Below are 18,727 nucleotides of genomic sequence, written 5' to 3'. Positions count from 1 at the left end.
GTTCGAAGGAACTCCGGTCAGGCTTGCCGGCTGGAGGGGTCTTCCCTTGCGAAAGGCGCGGCACTATGGCGCTTTCCGGAGGTATGCGGTCTGGACCAATGCCCTTATAGAAGGGGCACGCTTCCCCACGAGCCTGAAGCCGAGATTTTCGATGCACAAAGATACGCTGCTGAAAAAGCTGAACGATAGAACCGCTGTGATCGGTATCGTGGGACTGGGCTATGTCGGTCTGCCGTTGTCCCTCCGGTACGCCGAGGTCGGATACAAGGTCGTCGGCTTCGACATCGACCAGAGCAAGGTCGACGTCCTGAAGCAGGGACAGACCTATATCGAGCATATCGGCTCCGAGGGGGTTGCCAAGGCGATCGGGAGCGGGTTCGAGCCCACTTCCGACCTATCCCGCGCCCGCGAGGTCGACGCGCTGATCCTGTGCGTTCCGACGCCCCTCAACAAATACCGTGAGCCGGACCTCAGCTACGTACTGAACACGGTCGATGCACTTGTGCCGCACATGAAGGTCGGCCAGGTCATGTCTCTGGAGAGCACGACCTATCCCGGCACTACTGAAGAGGAGCTCCGTCCCCGGCTCGAGAAGGCCGGTTTCACGGTGGGCGAGGATGCCTTCCTGGTGTTCTCGCCGGAGCGCGAGGATCCTGGCAATGCCAAGTTCAGCACGCACACCATCCCCAAGGTCTGCGGCGGCACCACGCCGTCCTGTCTCGAGGTCGGCCTGGCACTCTACGGCCAGGTGATCAACACGGTCGTTCCGGTGAGCTCTACCCAGGCCGCTGAACTGACCAAGCTTCTCGAGAACATCCATCGCGCGGTCAATATCGGCCTCGTCAACGAGATGAAGATCATCGCGGATCGGATGGGTATCGACATCCACGAGGTCATCCGGGCGGCCGCGACCAAGCCGTTCGGCTTCGTGCCCTATTACCCGGGTCCGGGCCTCGGCGGCCACTGCATCCCGATCGACCCCTTCTACCTGACCTGGAAGGCGCGCGAGTACGGCCTGCACACGCGCTTCATCGAGCTTGCCGGTGAGATCAACAGCACGATGCCCGAATGGGTCGTCGAGAAGATCGCCGATGCTCTCAATGAGCGTGAAAAGCCGATCCGTGGCAGCAAAATTCTCGTCCTTGGGATTGCCTATAAGAAGAATGTGGACGACATGCGGGAGTCGCCATCGGTCGAGCTGATGACGCTGCTTCAGGCGAAAGGAGCGGAGATCGCCTACAGCGATCCGCACGTCCCGACGTTCCCGAAGATGCGGCGTTATTCATTCGATCTCGAAAGTGTCGAGCTGACCCCGGAGGCATTGGCCGGCTACGATCTGGTGCTGCTGGCCACGGACCACGACAGGTTCGATTACGACACCATCGAGAAGCACGCGAAGCTCATCGTGGATACGCGTGGACGGTATCTCGGTGCCCGAAGCAATGTCGTGAAGGCGTGAGCTGCAAAGAAATCTAAGGTCTGTGACCATGGCCACCGACTGAGTGTTGGGTGCTAACTCAAGATGAAGACGTTTGGCGTCCCGGTTTGACCGTTTAAGTGCCGGGAAACGGGATTAAGGAAGCGATGTTGAGAACCGACGGTTCGGGGATATTGGAGGTATTGCGCGAGGTTCGCGACGGCTGGCGTTGGCGTGAGTTGTGGATGACGCTGGGTTGGCGGGATGTGCAGACGCGTCATCGGCGTTCGCGCATCGGACCATTCTGGAACACGCTCAGCCTCGCTTTCGTCGCGACCTGCATCGGTGGCCTGTACGGCGGGATCATGGCGCGTCCAATGTCTGACTATATCCCACATCTCGTCACAGGCTACATGATATGGACCTTGCTGCAGGCGCTCGTGATCGAGGGCAAGGACGCTTTCGTAAGCAATGCCTCCGCCATCCGGGAGATCGCGGTTCCAGCGACAGTTTATGTTTACAAGCTCCTCTGGAAAAACCTGATCATCTTTGGCTTCAATTCGCTTGTGTATGTCGCTGTTCTTGGTCTTTTTCGCGTATCTCCATTTCCGAATATCGTCTTCGTCCTGCCGGCGATGGCAGTGATTTTGTTGAACGGAATTTGGGTTGGCCTTCTCCTGGGGCTCGTTAACGTGCGTTACAGAGACCTGGGTCAATTGGTTCCGAACGCCATGCGCCTTGCCTTTTTCGTGACGCCGATCCTTTGGTATCCGGATAGCGTGAGCGGGCTGCGCACGATCTTCGTGGACTTCAATCCATTCTACTACTTCATCGAACTGCTGCGCGCACCCCTTCTTGGACAAGCGCCGAGTTCGCTGATCTGGACTGTTACCCTTGCGATTACGCTGATCGGGTGGGGCATCACAATGCCGGTCTATGCCCATTGGCGTCGCCGGATCGCCTTCTGGGTTTGAGGACAGATCATGGCTTTGATTAAGCTAGACAATGTAACACTGGAGTTTCCGGTTCAGGCCTCGAAGTCTGACAGACGCCGGTCGTCGTCAGACGAGAAACCTATCGGTGGTCAACTGTCGTCAGGGCAGGCGGGCCATATGGTGGTCCGTGCCCTCGACCAACTGTCGCTCACGCTCGGCCCGGGCGATCGCCTGGCGCTGCTGGGGCATAACGGTGCGGGAAAGAGTTCGCTTTTGCGTGTGATGGCGAGGCTCTACGCACCTACGCACGGTCGGGTAACCATCCAGGGGCGCGTCGCGCCACTCCTGAACCTTGGGTTCGGGCTCGACATGGATTCGACCGGCTACGACAATATTTTTCTTCGCGGGCTCTTTTTGGGGATGAGCAAGGCCGAGTTGAAGAAAAAGGCCGATGTCATCGCCGAGTTCAGCGAACTCGGAGACTTTCTCGATTTACCCATGCGTACCTATTCCTCCGGCATGCGGGCGCGTCTGGCCTTTGCCATCTCGACTCACGTCGAGACGGATATTTTGCTGCTGGACGAGGTTGTGGCTACGGGCGATGCCCGTTTCTTCAAGAAAGCGAACGAGAAGCTGGAGAGCTTTGCACGGGAATCAAAGCTTCTCGTACTGGCTTCCCATTCCAATAGGGTGCTGCGGGAAATCTGCAACAAGGGGCTCCTCCTGGAGCATGGGCGGATCAAAGCATTCGGGCCTATTGATGATGTCATCGAAGCCTACACCGCCTCCACAAATGCCGATGCTAAGGACGGGTGATCCTGTCATGCAGGCCGGAGGTGAGAGAGTGAAGGGCATGGGAGCTGGTGCAAACAGCTCGCTCATCTCGGCTTCACAAAGCTCAAGCTCTTGCTGGATCTGCTCGCGGGTTTTGAGCGGCAAGGTCTCGAACAGATGACCCAGGATGCTCTGCATTCCACATCCCGCGCCACTGATGACGGCGCTGTAACGGACGCCGTCTCCCTGCAGGAGCAAGTTCAAAGACAACGGCAGGAGATCGACGAGCTTAACGCCACGATCCGCGAGCTGCGAACGGAGATCAATGGGCTACGAGGTTCCCTGTCCTGGACAGTGACGAGTCCTTTGCGTGCGCTGGCGCGGCGTCTTCCCGGGGTGGCGGCTAGGATGCAGCGCGTTCTTGATCGAACAAAAGATGTCTTGGCGGTCAACCTGCCGAGGCGGGCCGGGCAAGCCCTGTTCGACAATCATTGGGAGGTGAGCTCCGAGATCGCAGTGCAGATATCGGCTTACCGCAACTATTCAGGCCGGCGGCGGGTCGTCTTCTATACGGCCATCTTCGGGGAATATGACAATCTGCTTCTCCCGGATTGCATCGATCCAGTTATCGACTACGTCTGCTTCACGGATCGTCCGCGCAATGATTACGGGGTCTGGCAGATGCGCACCGCGCCGTATTACCATCCCGATCCGACGAGGATTGCCCGCTGGGTCAAAACCCATCCGCACGAACTTTTTCCGACCCATGACATCGCGGTGTGGCTTGACGCCAATATTATCCTGAAAGGGAATATTCGTCCTTATGTCGAGTTGGTGGAGCGCCAGAACGCCGATCTCGGCTTGATCTCGCACCCGCATCGCGCCTGCTTCTATGACGAAGCCGAGGCCTGCAAGCGTCTCAAGAAGGATAACCTGAAGCTCATCGACCGACAGGTTGAAGAATACCGGAAGGGCGGGTTGCCCTTGAAGCAGCCGCTGTTCGAAACCGGCTTCATGATCGTTCCTCTGCGGAAGCGGGAGACCGGCGATGCGCTTCACCTCTGGTGGCAGCAGATCGACCGTTACAGTCGCCGGGACCAGCTTGGCCTGGCCTGGGTGAACTATCGATATCCGAATCTCAGCATCGTTTCGCTGCTGCCCCAAGGGTTTTCCGTAAGAGACCATGAAGATTTCGCATATTTCCGGCACAGTCTTGCACGATCCCTAACGATTCCAGATGCTCTCCGGCAACTCGGATCCGTTCGCGATCCAATGGCTGTCCTTCCGTTCGTTGAGGTCAAGAACCAGCGGCTGGCAGCACTGGCCGATGCTCCCATCGATGTCATTGTATGCGTTCACAACGCTCTGGAGGATGTCCGCCTCTGTCTGGAGGCGGCGTGGATGTGCCTGCTGCCGAGCCACAGGATCATCATCGTCAATGATCGATCGGATGGGGGGGTGACCTCCTATTTACGCGAATTCGCGAAGGGCAGGGATCAGGTCAGCCTCATCGAGAACGACGAGAACCTGGGCTATACGCGCTCGGCCAATCGCGGTCTTGCCGCCGGAACCGCGCCCTTTCGCATTCTCCTGAACAGCGACACCATTGTCAGCCCGAATTGGGCCTTGAAACTTCTCGATGCAGCGAGCCGGAGCGACAGGATCGGCATCGTGGGCCCGCTCTCGAATGCCGCTGGGGCGCAATCCATTCCCCGGATCAAGGCCAAAGGCAAGAACACGGCCATCAACCTGCTGCCGCCGGGTGTCGCACCTTCCGATCTCGACCTCGCCTGCGAGACCTGGAGCGATGCGGATCTCGTGCCCCGCGTGCCGCTGGTCCATGGCTTCTGCTTCGGCATTAAGAAAGAGGTCATCGAGAGCATCGGGTTCTTTGACGATGAGAACTTCAAACTCTTCTACGGCGAAGAAAACGACTATTGCTTCCGAGCCCTTGCCGCCGGCTTTGAACTTGCCGTTGCGACAAACACTTTCGTCTATCATCGCAAGTCGAGGAGCATCGATGAGGAAAAGCGGGTGGTGCACATGGCCGAAGCCTGGAAGCGCCTGCGGGATCTCTACGGCGCGGACCGGATCTTGGCGGCTTACCGTCAGGTCGAGGAGCATCCGCTACTAGAGCGGACGCGCAAGGAGGCCGAGCGCCATCTCCAGTCATCGCCGGGTGGAGGATCAAAGTCTGAATCCTCTACCTATAGTTGAACACCGCCGTAATGTGGCTTATTGCCCCTTGAGCTGGGGCCACGTCGGAAGCCGTGGACGATATTACCATTATAGGCTAGTACCCAGCCCGAGATAGTGAAAGTGGGGCGCCTGAGCCGGATGGCGAGGCATGTTCCGTAACGGGATGAACAAGGGCAACGTTATGGCAAAGAAATATTTGGTCACGGGAGGTGCCGGATTTATCGGCTCGGCGGTCGTTCGAAAGCTGATTTCCGACACGCGGCATCAGGTCCTCGTCGTCGACAAACTCACCTATGCGGGCAACCTCGACTCCCTTAATCCCGTTGCCAACAGCGATCGTTATCGTTTCGTGCGCGCTGATATCGCTGACGCCCGGCAGATGCAGACCGTGATCGGCGAGTACCAGCCGGACGTGATCATGCATCTTGCTGCCGAAAGCCATGTCGACCGCTCGATCGACGGGCCGGGGGAGTTCGTCCAGACGAATGTCGTCGGCACCTTCACGCTGCTGCAAGCGGCCCTGACCTACTGGAACAAGCTGGATGCTGCCCGCCGCGACGCTTTTCGGTTCCATCACATCTCGACCGATGAGGTTTTCGGCTCCCTGGGTGAGGAGGGTTTCTTCCACGAGGAATACCCGTACCAGCCCAACTCGCCTTACTCGGCCTCCAAGGCCGCATCGGACCATTTCGTGCGCGCCTGGCACCACACCTATGGCCTGCCGACGCTGATCACTAACTGCTCCAACAACTATGGGCCGTACCATTTCCCCGAAAAGCTCATTCCCCTCATGATCCTGAACGCGCTCGAGGGCAAGCCGCTGCCGGTCTATGGCAAGGGCGAGAATGTGCGCGACTGGCTCTACGTCGAGGACCATGCGGAGGCGCTGATCCTTGTCGCCGAGAAGGGTAGGGTGGGCGAGAACTACAACATCGGCGGCTGGAACGAGCGGACGAATATCGATGTCGTTCGCTCCATCTGCCAGCTCGTAGACGAGATGGCGCCGAGCAACGCGATCGGACCGCGGGAAAAGCTCATCTCCTACGTGACCGACCGGCCCGGCCACGATCTGCGCTACGCCATTGATGCCAGCAAGATCGAGCGTGAACTGGGATGGCGCCCGGCCGAGACCTTCGAGACCGGCCTGCGGAAGACCGTTGCCTGGTATCTCGACAATCGGGCTTGGTGGGAGCGGGTGCGCTCCGGTGTGTATCAGGGCGAACGGCTTGGGATTGCTGTCTAAGCTCAGGCTCACTGTTCAGAGGACGAGCTTGATTGAGCCTAGAGTTCAAGAGGACAACATAGGAAGGGAGTGACGGGGTGCTGAAAGTGGAGCCAACGGCGTTGGCGGATGTGAAGATTGTCAATCCGCAGCGCATCGGTGACCAGCGCGGCTTCTTTTCGGAAACCTACAACCGGCAGCGCTTTGCCGAAGCGGGGATCGACATCGAATTCGTGCAGGACAACCACTCTCTATCGGCCATCGCTGGCACGGTCCGGGGACTGCATTTCCAGAGCGAGCCGTTCGCGCAGGCCAAGCTCATCCGGGTTGTCCGCGGCCGAATCCTCGATGTCGCAGTCGATATCCGACGGTCATCGCCGACCTTCGGCAAGCATGTTTCGGTGGAACTCTCAGCTGAGAATGGTTTGCAGCTTCTCGTCCCGGTCGGCTTTGCTCACGGCTTCTGCACGCTCGAACCTAATACGGAGATCGTTTACAAGGTCTCCGGGTATTACTCTGCGGCGCATGACCATGGGCTGCGTTGGAATGATCCGGCGCTCGGGATCGAGTGGCCGGTCGCGCCGGCCGATGCGATGCTGTCGGACAAGGATAAGAAGCAGCCGCTGCTTGCTGAACTGGCGGCATATTTTCCATAGGATGATGATTGGACTTGGGGCTCCTTGCGGACGGGCCCCGGCATCCAAGGAGATGAAGTGATGAAGGGCATCATACTGGCGGGTGGCAGCGGAACGCGATTGCATCCGATGACGTATGTGACGTCGAAGCAGCTGCTTCCCATCTATGACAAGCCGATGATCTATTATCCGCTGACCACGCTCATGTTGGCCGGAATTCGCGATATTCTCATCATCTCGACTCCGGATGACCTCCCGCGCTTCCGGCAGCTTCTCGGAAGCGGTGAGCAGTGGGGCATTCGTCTATCCTATGTCGAGCAGCCCAAGCCCGAAGGCCTCGCGCAAGCCTACATCATTGGAGCGGACTTCGTGGCAGGTGGTCCCTCTGTGTTGATCCTCGGCGACAACGTCTATTACGGTCATGGTCTAACGGAGCTGCTGCGTTCCGCGGCGAGCCGCACGTCCGGCGCTTCGGTATTCGCGTATCATGTGACAGATCCTGAACGTTACGGCGTCGTCGAGTTCGACCGCAACGGGCGAGCGATCTCCATCGAGGAGAAGCCGACACACCCCCAGTCAAATTGGGCTGTGACAGGTCTGTATTTCTACGATCACCAAGTCGTCGACATTGCTGCAGGCCTCAAGCCCTCCACTCGAGGCGAACTTGAGATCACTGATGTCAACCGCGTCTATCTGGAAAAGGGCCAGCTCCAGGTCGAGCTGATGGGGCGCGGTTATGCATGGCTCGATACCGGCACACCAGACAGTCTCGTCGAGGCCGCCGAGTTCGTCCGTGCTCTCGAGAAGCGTCAGGGCTTCCGCATCGCCTGTCCGGAGGAGATTGCCTTCAGTGCAGGTTGGATTTCGCGTGAACATCTGATCGAGCAGGGAAGTAAGCTCTCAAAGAGCTCTTATGGACAGTACCTGTTGCGGCTCGCAGAGTAATCCATATCGACCATTAAAGTTTCTCAAGATTAGGGCGCAGGCAAGTGCATAAGGATACAGAGGGAAAGTACCAACGCGTCTCTGACAGCAGTGTGTCGCTCATCGTGGTGAGTTCCAACAGCGGACACCTACTTGTTGACGCAATGGAGTCGATCTTCAGTCAGACCGTTCCCCCTGATGAGATTTTGATCATTGATGATGCATCCGATGATGGCTCGCGTGACCTTCTTTCGAAATATCACGAATTCGCTAGAGTAGTGGTCAACGAGCATGCCCTCGGTATAGTTGAGAGTTTCCGTAAAGCGGTTTCACTCACCACAGGTGATTATGTCGCTATACTGCGAGCCGAGAATCGATTGCGTGCTGATTACATCGAGCAGATGCGCGAAGCGTTGAGCTCTAATCCAAATGCTGCGGTTGCATACTCGGACATCATGCTCATTGGTCCAAACGCGCCGACTTTGGCGGAGCAGGTTGGGGCGAAGCTTGCCGGAAGAAGCGGGAGCGACATGCAACCGATGTATCACTGGCAGGTTTCGGAGCCGACACAAACCGCGCTCGCTAACTTAGATAAGAACCGGTTTATTCACGAGACATCAATGTACCGGCGAACTGATTACAATTCCGTTGGAGGTTACACTCAAAGATTGGGACCGGAAGATCAGGACCTCTTCAAGCGAATGATTCTTAAGGGACGGAACGCCATACGAATTCCTCAACCTCTCGTGGAAGATCGACAACAGCCATCGACTCACGTCAACAATCTGGTGCTTATACAGCAGAGTATACAAGCACTGAAGCAATCATGCGAAGACAAAGATAAATTGATTGTATCTTTGCAGCAAAGATCTCTTGGATTGGAAAACGAAAAGAAAAATTTAGAGCGGTCTCTTTCTCAAACATCTGAGATACTATCTAATAGAGAAGAGATGCTTGCAAACACCAGCGAGGCACTGGCAAGAGCAAGGGGTGATCTTAAGAAAGTGCGAGCTAAGCGCGATCATTTTCGACACGAGTTGAAAATGCACCGAGCGAGCCTTTCGTGGCGGATTACGTCCCCTATACGCATCACTGTGTCTCGTTTTCCAACTGCAGCCAGAGTTGTTCGTAAGTTGGTCCAAATCGGATGGTGGACTGTCACGCTACAGCTGAAGAGCCGCCTTCATCAGCATCTATCTTTCCGTCGGAAGGTTCAAGTTATCGTTAAATCAGGGCTATTTGATAGGACGTGGTATCGCTCGCAAAAGAAGGGCTTAAAGGATCTGAATGCCGATCCAGTTCGTCACTACCTGGTTAGTGGGTGGAAGATCGGTCTGGATCCTCATCCGCTTTTCAGCACAAGTTGGTATGTTGACTCAAACCCTTATGCAGCCACGGATGATAACAACCCATTTGTGCACTATCTTGTCGAAGGTGGCTTCACGAACAAGGATCCAAATCCGTTTTTCTCTAGCAAGTGGTATCTGGAGCAACATCCAGATGTAAAACGGCGCGGGATTAATCCGCTTGTTCATTACATTCAGGAAGGTGCAAAAGCAGGCATCGCTCCATCAAGCGAGTTCGATGCTGACTATTACGTGTCTACCTACCCCGACGTTTCTAGAAGTGGTTTGCTTCCATTCGCTCACTATGTGCGAATTGGCTCGATCCAAGGGCGTGAGACGAACTCCAAGCTGAAGCAGGCAAATAGTGAGCGCCGCCGTGCTGCACTCGGGAAAAATCTGGACTCGATTTCTGCCAGGCAAGTTGCACTTGGCATCGTCACTTACAACAACTCGAAGGACCAACTGGCACGGGCATTGCGTAGTTGTGCGATAGCTCTTCGACGCGCTCATGTAAGTGACCGAAGCTCAGTTTACATGATTGATAATGGGCATGTAACCGAATTAGAGAATATCAATACTGCGCTCGATGTGCGAAAGATGCCGTCTCGAGGAAACATTGGCTTTGGCAGCGCGCACAATCTCCTGATGAAAGAGGCGTTCGAAAGCGGAGCAGACGCATATGTTGCGGTTAACCCGGATGGCGCCTTGCATCCGAATGCCTTGGCGGCGATGCTCCGGATGTCCGAAGCGGCGGCAGGGTCTGCGATAGTCGAGGCTCTGCAGGTGCCAGAAGAGCATCCAAAGATTTACGATCATTATAGCTTCGACACTCCATGGGCCTCCGGAGCATGCATGCTGCTGCCGAAGCGGATTTGGAATGCTATTGGTGGGTTTGACGATAGTTTTTTTATGTACTGCGAGGACGTAGACATCTCATGGAGGGCGCGCGCTGCTGGGTTCAGTGTGAAGACGTGCGTGAATGCTATGTTCTACCATCCTATCAACGACCGTGAGCCGGACAGGAATTCTCGAGAGAGGTTCCTGTCATCCGGGCTGATACTTGCTCATAAATGGGGCGGTGAAGCATTCAAACTGGGACTGTTGGCTGAGATGAAGCGTCTTGAGATGACGGCTCCAGACTTGTCGAATGTTGAGCCTCAAGGGGCTGACAGTAAAGTCGCAAACTTCAACCACTTGTTCAACTTTGCAGAAACCCGGTGGTAAAGATCCATGTCTTTCGAAATGCTTGATGTTGTAATCAGATTTCACGATGCCCGGCGGATGGTTGAACTTGACCGCTGTGTATTCTCGATCGCGTGTCAAAATTACTTCCCGTTGACGGCTCATGTTGTATGTCAACGATTTACAGAGAAAGAGTTAGACAGGGTTAAAGCTGAGCTTCAACCGCTCCTCGAACTGTCACCCGCAATGGCAGTGCGAGTACATAACATGACGGATGATTTTCCGCTCGACGCACGATCTCTACTGATAAATAAGGGCATTGCAGAGTCGAAAGGACGTTACTTAGCGTTTCTTGATTATGACGATATTATATATCCACAGGGATATACTTCCCTTATCGCCGAGCTTGAAGCGACGGGATGCGCAGTTGCATTTGGGAATATTAGATCGGCATACCTGACTGTTGATGACAATATTTTCATGACACTGTCGAAGAAAGAGGTGTTTCATGGAGCAGGCGTAATTGATCAACTAAGACGTAATTTCTGCCCTATCCATAGCTTTATCCTGGACAAATCGAAAATCGAGGAGAAAGACCTATATTTTGAGCCTGAATTGAATAAGCATGAAGATTATGATTTTCTTATCAGGATTTGTAGCAAGTACCCAGCAAGCTTTCGCACGCGTAGTCGCTTTGTAGGAGAATACAGTAAAAAGGATGACGGCAGCAACACAATCCTAGTTGCGTCTAGCGTCACCGACGAGCGTAAAAAAGAGTGGGAGATCGCAGACGAGTTTCTTGATCGACGCCGCCGTACAACCATTGTAAGCCCTGAGGTTCAACGGTCTCTCGGGATTGTTGAGCCTGATCCATCTCTGACAGTTGAGCAGCTAATCCAACAACACATTCCGTGAATGCTCAAGACGATCACGAGTGAGGATAAGGAAACTACCGAGTAATCATAAGCCGTCTGAGCTACAACTTGCACCGACCCTTCGATCCTACCGCCAAGTTTGAGATCGATTGGAGTGGTCGTCAGCGTAGCCAACATCGGTCTCTCATTCGTGTCTCGAGGCGCCCCGTATCTCGGAATGCTCGTCGCCAGGCGATGAATAATGGGGAGGTGGCCCTAGTTGTATCGTTATTTGTTTGCAATATGGCATCGCAAGGTAGATTTTACTGTGTTTTAGCCGTAGTGAGATGCATTAGACAGTCGCAACATGGTGGCCACGAAGTTCAAGATGTACAGTAAAAAAAACCTACTGGTATTTGGAGCGCCAGCCTTTCTCGTCGCAATGATTTGTGCATCCTTGTGGAAGTTGCCCAATAGTGCGCTTCTCACGTCACGTTGGATTTCACCAGTGGCTGACCAGATAGTCATCTACTATCTTGTTGTGTCCTGTCTGATATTTGGCATTTACGCATTCTCCCACATTGCCTCGGCAAGCTTTCCAATTCTTCTCGCTCTTGGCGCAACGACTGCTGTAGCCATTTTGGCTGGAATCGGTGTGTTCGCGACGGTTGTACTTGTTTTGTCTGGCGCGTTCGTCTTGGGAGCGATGGCTTGGAAATCGTCGGCGAGTGAAGATATTCCTTCCGCAGCAGTCTTTATTTCGACGGGGCTTGCCGCATATGGCATTCTGCTCTCGTTTACTGCCTGCTTTCCAATAAATACAAAGGCTTTATACTCCGCCTTTGTCATATTACCTTTCGGACTGATCCTCGTCCCTGGTGTTCGTAGGGTTTGTGCCGAGAGTCTGAGGCGTGTTTCTCAATCTCTATCTTGCCCTGCCGTGAGCGATCGCCGGGGGAGCATCCCGCTCAAATTAGGACTAGGAGCGCTTACAGTAGTCTTGGGAGTACATCTTCTCTATAGTGTGCTTCCGGAGCGGTACTACGACGCTCTCTCGATGCACCTTTACATACCCTCCTATATGGCTGCGCACGGCCGCTGGTCGTTTGACGTCAATGCATCGGTCTTCGCTCATGTGCCGTTATCGATTGACTTCCTCTATGCGATGTTATTTGGCTTGGGGGGCGAGGAAGCACTTCGGTTATATAACTTTTCTGTACTTGTGCTGATCTCAGTTATCATGTTCGAGATGCTAATGCGGGCGGTGAGCCGAGGCATAGCAACTTGGACAGTCATTCTTTTTGTCACTATACCGCTGACCTTTATCGAAACAGCTGCTCTTTTTGTAGAAAATACACTTGCACTCTGGCTACTGGCTCCTGCTTCGATTCTGATCACGTTTGCGCATCGCTTAGCGGTGCAACATTGTGCTGTAGTCTTAGTCCTGCTTTGTGCGGGCGTGATGGCGAAATTGCACGGCGTTGTTGCTGCGGGTGTGATTGGCCTCTGCATGCTCATTTGCTTCGCCAGGCTGCCGCAGACTACCCGCTCTTGGATCCAGTTGTTCTTCCTCGTTCTTGTAACAGCGTCGATAGCCCTATTCCCATACATCTATGCTTGGATAAGTACTGGAAACCCGGTATTTCCATTCTTTAATGGAATTTTTGCTTCCCCTTTGTGGCCTCCCGAGAATTTCAAAGACCCTAGGTATGTTGGCAGATTTGGCTGGCGGCTGCTCTGGGATGCTACATTCTATTCCAGGAGTTACTTAGAGGCATATGAAGGAGCGCTTGGACTAGGTGTCTTGGTGTTTTTGCCGGTGGGAATACTATGTGCGGCCGTACGTAGAACAACCGAAGATCTGCTTGTCCTTGTCATAAGTTTGGGGTTCATACTGATCATAGCTTCACAGACCCAATATCTTCGGTACTTTTATCCAGCTCTTCCCGTTGCATATTTCCTTATAGCAAGGGCGATCGACCAAGCTTCGCAACTTCCTGCCGGTAAGATTATTGCGATCTTGAGCGTAGGAGGGGTTGCGATCCTCAATTTGTATCTGATGCCTACCGCTGGATGGATTCTGTGGGATGCGAACTTCCGAGCGATTTTCAACGTGGAAGCCAAGCGCGAGCTTGAGGTGGACCAAGTGCCCGAGAAAATCGCAAATAGGATGCTTAATGAGCTGGCTGGGCCTAATGCACGCGTTCTTTACACAGCAGATCCTTTTGGCGCGCTCTTCTCTGGGACTGCCCTCGCTTCAACTTGGTACAATACCCAGTTCGCTGCGAGAATACCCAAAGCTAAAACACCTCAGAAGGTTGAAGCACTCTTCCGCGAGATGCAAATAGACTATGTCGTTCACAGGGTCAGCAACGCTACGCCATACCAAAGAGCAGCAGGTGAGTATTTGAGCCTTAAAGCTAGGGAGGTGGGACGCATAGGTAATCTTGTCATTTACGATGTCGGCCGGTTGAGATGAGTAGGTCATCGGGCTCGTTGGAACATGGCTATGCGGACGCTGACTGCACGTCACTTCCTGATTAGTTTATTCAATGGTATGCGAATTTCTGGATACAGTAGGGCTGGGAAACGGAACGCTGCACGCAATCTTGTCTCTGTATCGAGCGCTGACCTTTCGATGCTGCGACTATTGCTGAATCGGCGCCGTCCGAGTGCATCAGAGAGCAACTCGTTAGCTACAACAATCCTTTGATGTAAATTCGTGCGACTAGTGTGCAATGGGGGGCGCGGGCAATGAGGAGTGTACGAGATTCTCAAGAGGTTGCCTGCAGTGAATTTAGGCTTCTGGTGCTGTGTATTATTATGACTACGGGCTGGTTCAAATTGGAGACAAAAGTTGTCTGTTCACCTATCTAGCGATGCTGCTTTTTCCTCTCGATTGGCAGAGTTGGCCTTTGAGGGAACGTCCAACGCTGTCCCTGGGCCCTGGAGTGGTCATGTTCCGTTTATGAACATTATCGTCAATCTGGCCCGCCCACGCACCTATGCAGAGCTAGGAGTATATCGGGGTTGCAGTTTGCTCGCGGCCCTAACGGCAGCAAACAACGCTAAACTTGCGTTGCGAGCGTGGGGAATCGATACTTGGGCTGGCGATGAACATTCAGGAAGCTATGTAGGTGACGGCTTTTACCAAGAGGTCCTTGCTAAGACTTCCGAGCTGAATTCAGATACGCACTTGCTTCGGATGACGTTCGATGAGGCCCAACCGAAAATCGACGATGGAACGATTGACTTGCTCCATATCGACGGATTGCACACATACGAAGCAGTTAAGCATGATTTCGAGAACTGGCTTCCGAAATTATCAGACGCCGGCATCGTAATATTGCATGACACTGCCGAGTTTAAGGACGATTTTGGTGTTTACCGGCTTTGGGATGAGGTGCGTGGCCGGTATCCGAACTTAGCATTCACTCACTCGCACGGGTTGGGTGTATTGTTTGTCGGTGAGACTCGTACCCCAGACGTTCAGAGGTTGATTGATGCTTGGGATGATGATTTGTTCCGTGGCATGTTCTCAACTGTATGCCGGTATGCGGGCGAACTCAACAGGATCACGCAAGGGAGCGAGATAGTCGCCTGATTGCCTATTCATTGTAATTCTATGGAGGCGTTCCGGCGAAGCTGGCATTATCTAAATCAAAGACAATATGACAGATTGAGCGTGGCTGAGTGCAGTTGCTAAGATATTGGGAAGTATGGTCAGTGGCGTAACAGCACGTCTTTTACTAGGTCGGCAGAGATAAAGCCTGCAGCATGGCTCTGCCGCGAGTCAGCGTGGCCGCCAAGCCCGAGCGCCTGATCGGTGACAAGGCTTCCGACGGGGGCATCTTGTACCGCTGTGTCAAGGAGTGCCGCATCAATGTGTCATTCCTACTCGGCCAATCCCATCGTGCCATATACGCCTAATCTCACGGCCGCCCGCGCAACCTCGTCGAGCGCCTCTTACAACGCGCTATGATCGGTCGGTCGGCAACGATCGCAGGCTTCGCTTTGTCCGTTCTCACAACCGAGTGCAGCAGAGAACCTTCTGCCTAACAGGACCCACAAACTGGGAGCTATAGCGAAGATGTAAGCAGAAGGGACGCGCTCATTCAGGACCCGATCTCGTTTCGACAAAATGTCGTTTGTCATCGAGGAGCTTGCATGTAAGGAGCAGTTCGGCCTCGTTCTCTTGATTCAACAGCAACAGAAGGCTATCAGCATCCGAAAGTAAGTATGAAGCGTCATGATAGATCACTCTGGTATCTTTGTCGCCGTCGCGTGGCTATCTATCGCCTCGGCTGCGGGTGTGGGTATTTTCCTCGGGATAAAGAGACTCGCATCTGCACGCCCTATCGACTTCGATCTATCCGAGCTCCTCGGGCTATTTCCTATCGGATTTGCAATTACTTATGGAATATTCGTCATAAGTCATATTGCGAGCTTCGGAAAAAGTCTTGATGTGGGATTGTTCTCGCTTGTTGCGACAGTGATTTTTGGCATCGCTGGATTAGTTGTAATACTTATCAGAAAAGACATAAGTAAAACCTCGGCAGAAGATAAAAAAAACTATATAATATGTCTCTTCGTTGCCTTGTGCACATCAGTTGTTCCCCAGATTATGCTCGGGAGCTTGCCATTCGTAGTAAGCGATTCCTGGACGCATATCAGTTATATCAATCGTTTACTGCTTGAAAATTCAACAATGGTGAGTGGCGTTGCTATGCCACACGAGGTGTATGCTCTCAAATTCTCGCCGCATCATGCATTCTTGGCAACAGTTGGTAGGCTTTCACAAGCGCAAGCGTTGGATGTCTGGATCGGGGCGCGTTACCTATTTCCAATCTGGCTTATTTTGGCGTTCCTCTCCTTCATTGCCAAAGCTGCTCCAGATGTTCTCTCAAAGCCATGGCAAATCGGCGTTCTAGTATTCTTTTTTGCGGTTCTATTTCCGACGGAGGACGGAGTTTTCCGGGGTAGCGCCGACTATCGGATCCCAGCGTTCATTCTGATGTTCCTGCTGCTTCGCATTGGGTGGTCGCTCATCGTGCAGACGGGGGCGGACAATACGATAGCACTGACTAGCATGCTGCTGTTGTCGAGCGTGATCGCAGTGACCCATGTGCTGGAGCTTATGCTCGCCATTTTAATGTTGGTTCCATTCTCCATTGCGTTCTGGCGAAGATCGAATAACCGAAAGCAAGTCATCTTCATTGCCACATGGAGCTTCTGCTCAGTGGCGATTGCGCTGATCGTTGTGCGCGTGGCCTTCACTGGCTATCCGGTTCCGATCGAAAGGGCGACTACCTACGATCGCTTCCTCGAATTGTATATGGGGATGCTCAGTCATTGGATAGGATGGCCGGCGCTCATAGGAGCGGTCGCGGCTACTTTCTTCGTGCCAACAAAGTATGTGGCGTTGAAGATCTTTATAACAACAGCTTTGTTGACCGCCGTATCGACGAGCGCCGTGAATCCCGTTGTAGCGTACTTACTTGTCCCCTTGGTCGGCGCGAACTTGTTTTGGCGGACGATGTTCGTTTTTCCTATTTATATACCGCTGGCGCTCTCGCTGATCTATTTCATCTCAAGCGCGTGGAACTCTGCTGTAAGGGGGGATTTCGCACGGGTGGCTATGCAGGGGTGTTTCGGGGTAGCGCTGCTTACCGCTGTGGGGTTCCACCTTTATTATTGGTGGGGTTTCCATGGTAGAGTTTCCTATCTGCAATCGGACTCGATCTCACAGCTTCGACTATACCCTGCTCTATACGAACGGCTAAAAACATATAATTACAAAATAGTTCTTTCAGACACTTTCACGAGTGCACCAATTAATGCAGTGACATCCAACTACATCTACGCTCATCGTCCTTGGACTGAGGGGCCCGAGCCCGGACGCCTAGCAGTCGCGGCTAATATCTTACACGATCCTACTTCCACAGAATCCTTGATGGCAATTTGCAGGGCCAAAATCGATCTCGTCGTCATCAATCGCACTAGGCCTCCAGACAGATTAAAACCTGAACTAGATGAATATGCGTTCGTCCGAGAAGGATTCTACAAGGATAAAGTCGAATTTAAGAAGGTTTCATACCTCAGATTTGTCGGAAATTTTGACGGGGTAGACCTTTATGAAGTGTCGCGCCAAAGTATTTGCAGTCAATAGTCAGGTTCTCGTAAACGGATGTACAGGCAACGGCGGCACTCTCCAGCGAGGCAAACAAGTTATCTGTCTAATTAAATTTCCATCATCGTAGCCTGAAGGCTTCTCGAACAGGATCTGGGGTCTAGCATTCACCATCTTGTGTGAACCGGACCCCAGTCGACATGTGACACTCAGCATTAACTGATGGCGGTTCGCTTCGAAAGAATTGTAAACCGGGTATCTGCGGGTAGTTGTGCTATTAGTGGAAGGCCGACGGTTACCACGGACCAGATTGCGAGCTTTTTGGCGCGACCTAGTGACGGGTCTAGATTGATCCGCTCCCAAGTGCCTTCCTTCGTTAGGGTAGTGAGCGGCTGCGGCTTGCTTGCGTTGCAGCCAAGTGCTTCGGCAAGGTAAGTAATGCTCTTCTCGGAAAAATAGTGCACATGTGGGGTAAAGAAGTGTCTCTGCCACAGGCGGTCCCACAGCTTCGGAGAAAAATGGAGTTTCCCAATCTTAAAAAATATGCCCTCCGAAAAGGGGCAATTCACTACGATAACTCCATTCTCTGTAAGGTAATTCAGGCAGCTTTCGAGGACACCTGCTGCATCTGGGATGTGCTCAAGCACATCATTGAAGATGATGATATCGAATTTCTTTCCTGGCTCAATCGCATCGGGAAAGTAACCTTGAACAACCGGGAGTCCCTGTCTCTGGGCAGTCCGAGCCAGCCTAGGGTTGGGCTCAACGCCGGTCACGGCGAGGCCCGCGGCCTGGGCTTGTTTGAGAAATTGACCAGTTGCACATCCTATATCTAGGATACTCCGAAGATCTGGGCTGAAATTTCTTATCCTCGCAATGATCTTTCGGTAGTTTTTCTCACGAACTGGACGAAGAAAGTCGATATCGTCCTCTTTCTCCTCGACAGTTTCGCTGTCATGAATCTTAGTACTCTCAATGCGAGGCTCGAGATTCGATTGCCAGTGATCGCAGCGAGCGCAGTAGAAGGTCCAAGATGTGATCTTGCTGCTCATCTGGGACGAGCATATGTTACATTTCATGACAGACCTAAGGTTAGCAGTGGCAACTCT

The 18,727-nt window shown here is 53.4% G+C and carries 13 protein-coding genes; 12 read left to right on the top strand and 1 reads right to left on the bottom strand.

What is annotated here, in order from left to right; genetic code table 11:
* The first annotated feature begins 151 nt into the window (after positions 1-151).
* The 12 genes from VB672_RS02805 (at position 152) to VB672_RS02750 (ending at position 17,657) form a co-directional block, all read left to right on the top strand.
* Entirely contained in the window at positions 152-1,459 is a 1,308-nt protein-coding gene (locus tag VB672_RS02805; RefSeq protein ID WP_329782649.1) for a nucleotide sugar dehydrogenase, read from the top strand.
* Between the two features lie 125 nt (positions 1,460-1,584).
* The gene (locus VB672_RS02800; RefSeq protein WP_329782648.1) at positions 1,585-2,391 is read left to right on the top strand and encodes an ABC transporter permease; all 807 of its coding nucleotides are present in this window, start codon (positions 1,585-1,587) and stop codon (positions 2,389-2,391) included.
* 9 nt (positions 2,392-2,400) lie between these two features.
* Positions 2,401-3,168: an ABC transporter ATP-binding protein gene (locus VB672_RS02795; protein ID WP_329782647.1), complete on the top strand. Its 768-nt coding sequence runs from the start codon at positions 2,401-2,403 to the stop codon at positions 3,166-3,168.
* A gap of 135 nt (positions 3,169-3,303) precedes the next feature.
* Entirely contained in the window at positions 3,304-5,343 is a 2,040-nt protein-coding gene (locus VB672_RS02790) for a glycosyltransferase domain-containing protein (RefSeq protein WP_329782646.1), read from the top strand.
* Between the two features lie 163 nt (positions 5,344-5,506).
* Positions 5,507-6,568, top strand: coding sequence for a dTDP-glucose 4,6-dehydratase (rfbB, locus tag VB672_RS02785; RefSeq protein ID WP_329782645.1), 1,062 nt, complete (start codon positions 5,507-5,509; stop codon positions 6,566-6,568).
* Positions 6,569-6,645: 77 nt separating this feature from the next.
* On the top strand, positions 6,646-7,203 hold the full coding sequence (gene rfbC / locus VB672_RS02780) for a dTDP-4-dehydrorhamnose 3,5-epimerase (RefSeq protein ID WP_329782644.1): 558 nt from the start codon (positions 6,646-6,648) through the stop codon (positions 7,201-7,203).
* Between the two features lie 60 nt (positions 7,204-7,263).
* Positions 7,264-8,127 carry a glucose-1-phosphate thymidylyltransferase RfbA gene (gene rfbA, locus VB672_RS02775; RefSeq protein WP_329782973.1) on the top strand — a complete coding sequence of 288 codons (864 nt, stop codon included), beginning with the start codon at positions 7,264-7,266 and terminating at the stop codon, positions 8,125-8,127.
* 92 nt (positions 8,128-8,219) lie between these two features.
* Positions 8,220-10,676 carry a glycosyltransferase gene (locus VB672_RS02770; protein ID WP_329782643.1) on the top strand — a complete coding sequence of 819 codons (2,457 nt, stop codon included), beginning with the start codon at positions 8,220-8,222 and terminating at the stop codon, positions 10,674-10,676.
* A gap of 6 nt (positions 10,677-10,682) precedes the next feature.
* Complete coding sequence (locus VB672_RS02765; protein ID WP_329782642.1) at positions 10,683-11,549, top strand: glycosyltransferase family 2 protein; 867 nt, start codon at positions 10,683-10,685, stop codon at positions 11,547-11,549.
* Positions 11,550-11,855: 306 nt separating this feature from the next.
* A complete protein-coding gene (locus tag VB672_RS02760; RefSeq protein ID WP_329782641.1) occupies positions 11,856-13,967 on the top strand; it encodes a hypothetical protein in 2,112 nt (703 codons plus the stop codon).
* Positions 13,968-14,456: 489 nt separating this feature from the next.
* Complete coding sequence (locus VB672_RS02755; protein WP_329782640.1) at positions 14,457-15,092, top strand: class I SAM-dependent methyltransferase; 636 nt, start codon at positions 14,457-14,459, stop codon at positions 15,090-15,092.
* A 645-nt stretch (positions 15,093-15,737) separates the two neighbouring features.
* Positions 15,738-17,657 carry a hypothetical protein gene (locus VB672_RS02750; RefSeq protein ID WP_329782639.1) on the top strand — a complete coding sequence of 640 codons (1,920 nt, stop codon included), beginning with the start codon at positions 15,738-15,740 and terminating at the stop codon, positions 17,655-17,657.
* 176 nt (positions 17,658-17,833) lie between these two features.
* Here the strand turns inward: VB672_RS02750 and VB672_RS02745 are convergent, their stop codons facing one another.
* Positions 17,834-18,670, bottom strand: a complete 837-nt coding sequence (locus VB672_RS02745) for a class I SAM-dependent methyltransferase (protein WP_329782638.1) — start codon at positions 18,668-18,670, stop codon at positions 17,834-17,836.
* Positions 18,671-18,727: the final 57 nt, after the last annotated feature.

The organism is Microvirga sp. CF3016 (assembly GCF_036314085.1).
Lineage (GTDB): Bacteria > Pseudomonadota > Alphaproteobacteria > Rhizobiales > Beijerinckiaceae > Microvirga.
Note: the sequence above shows the minus strand (reverse complement) of the source record. Positions and strands in the feature narration are given on the sequence as shown.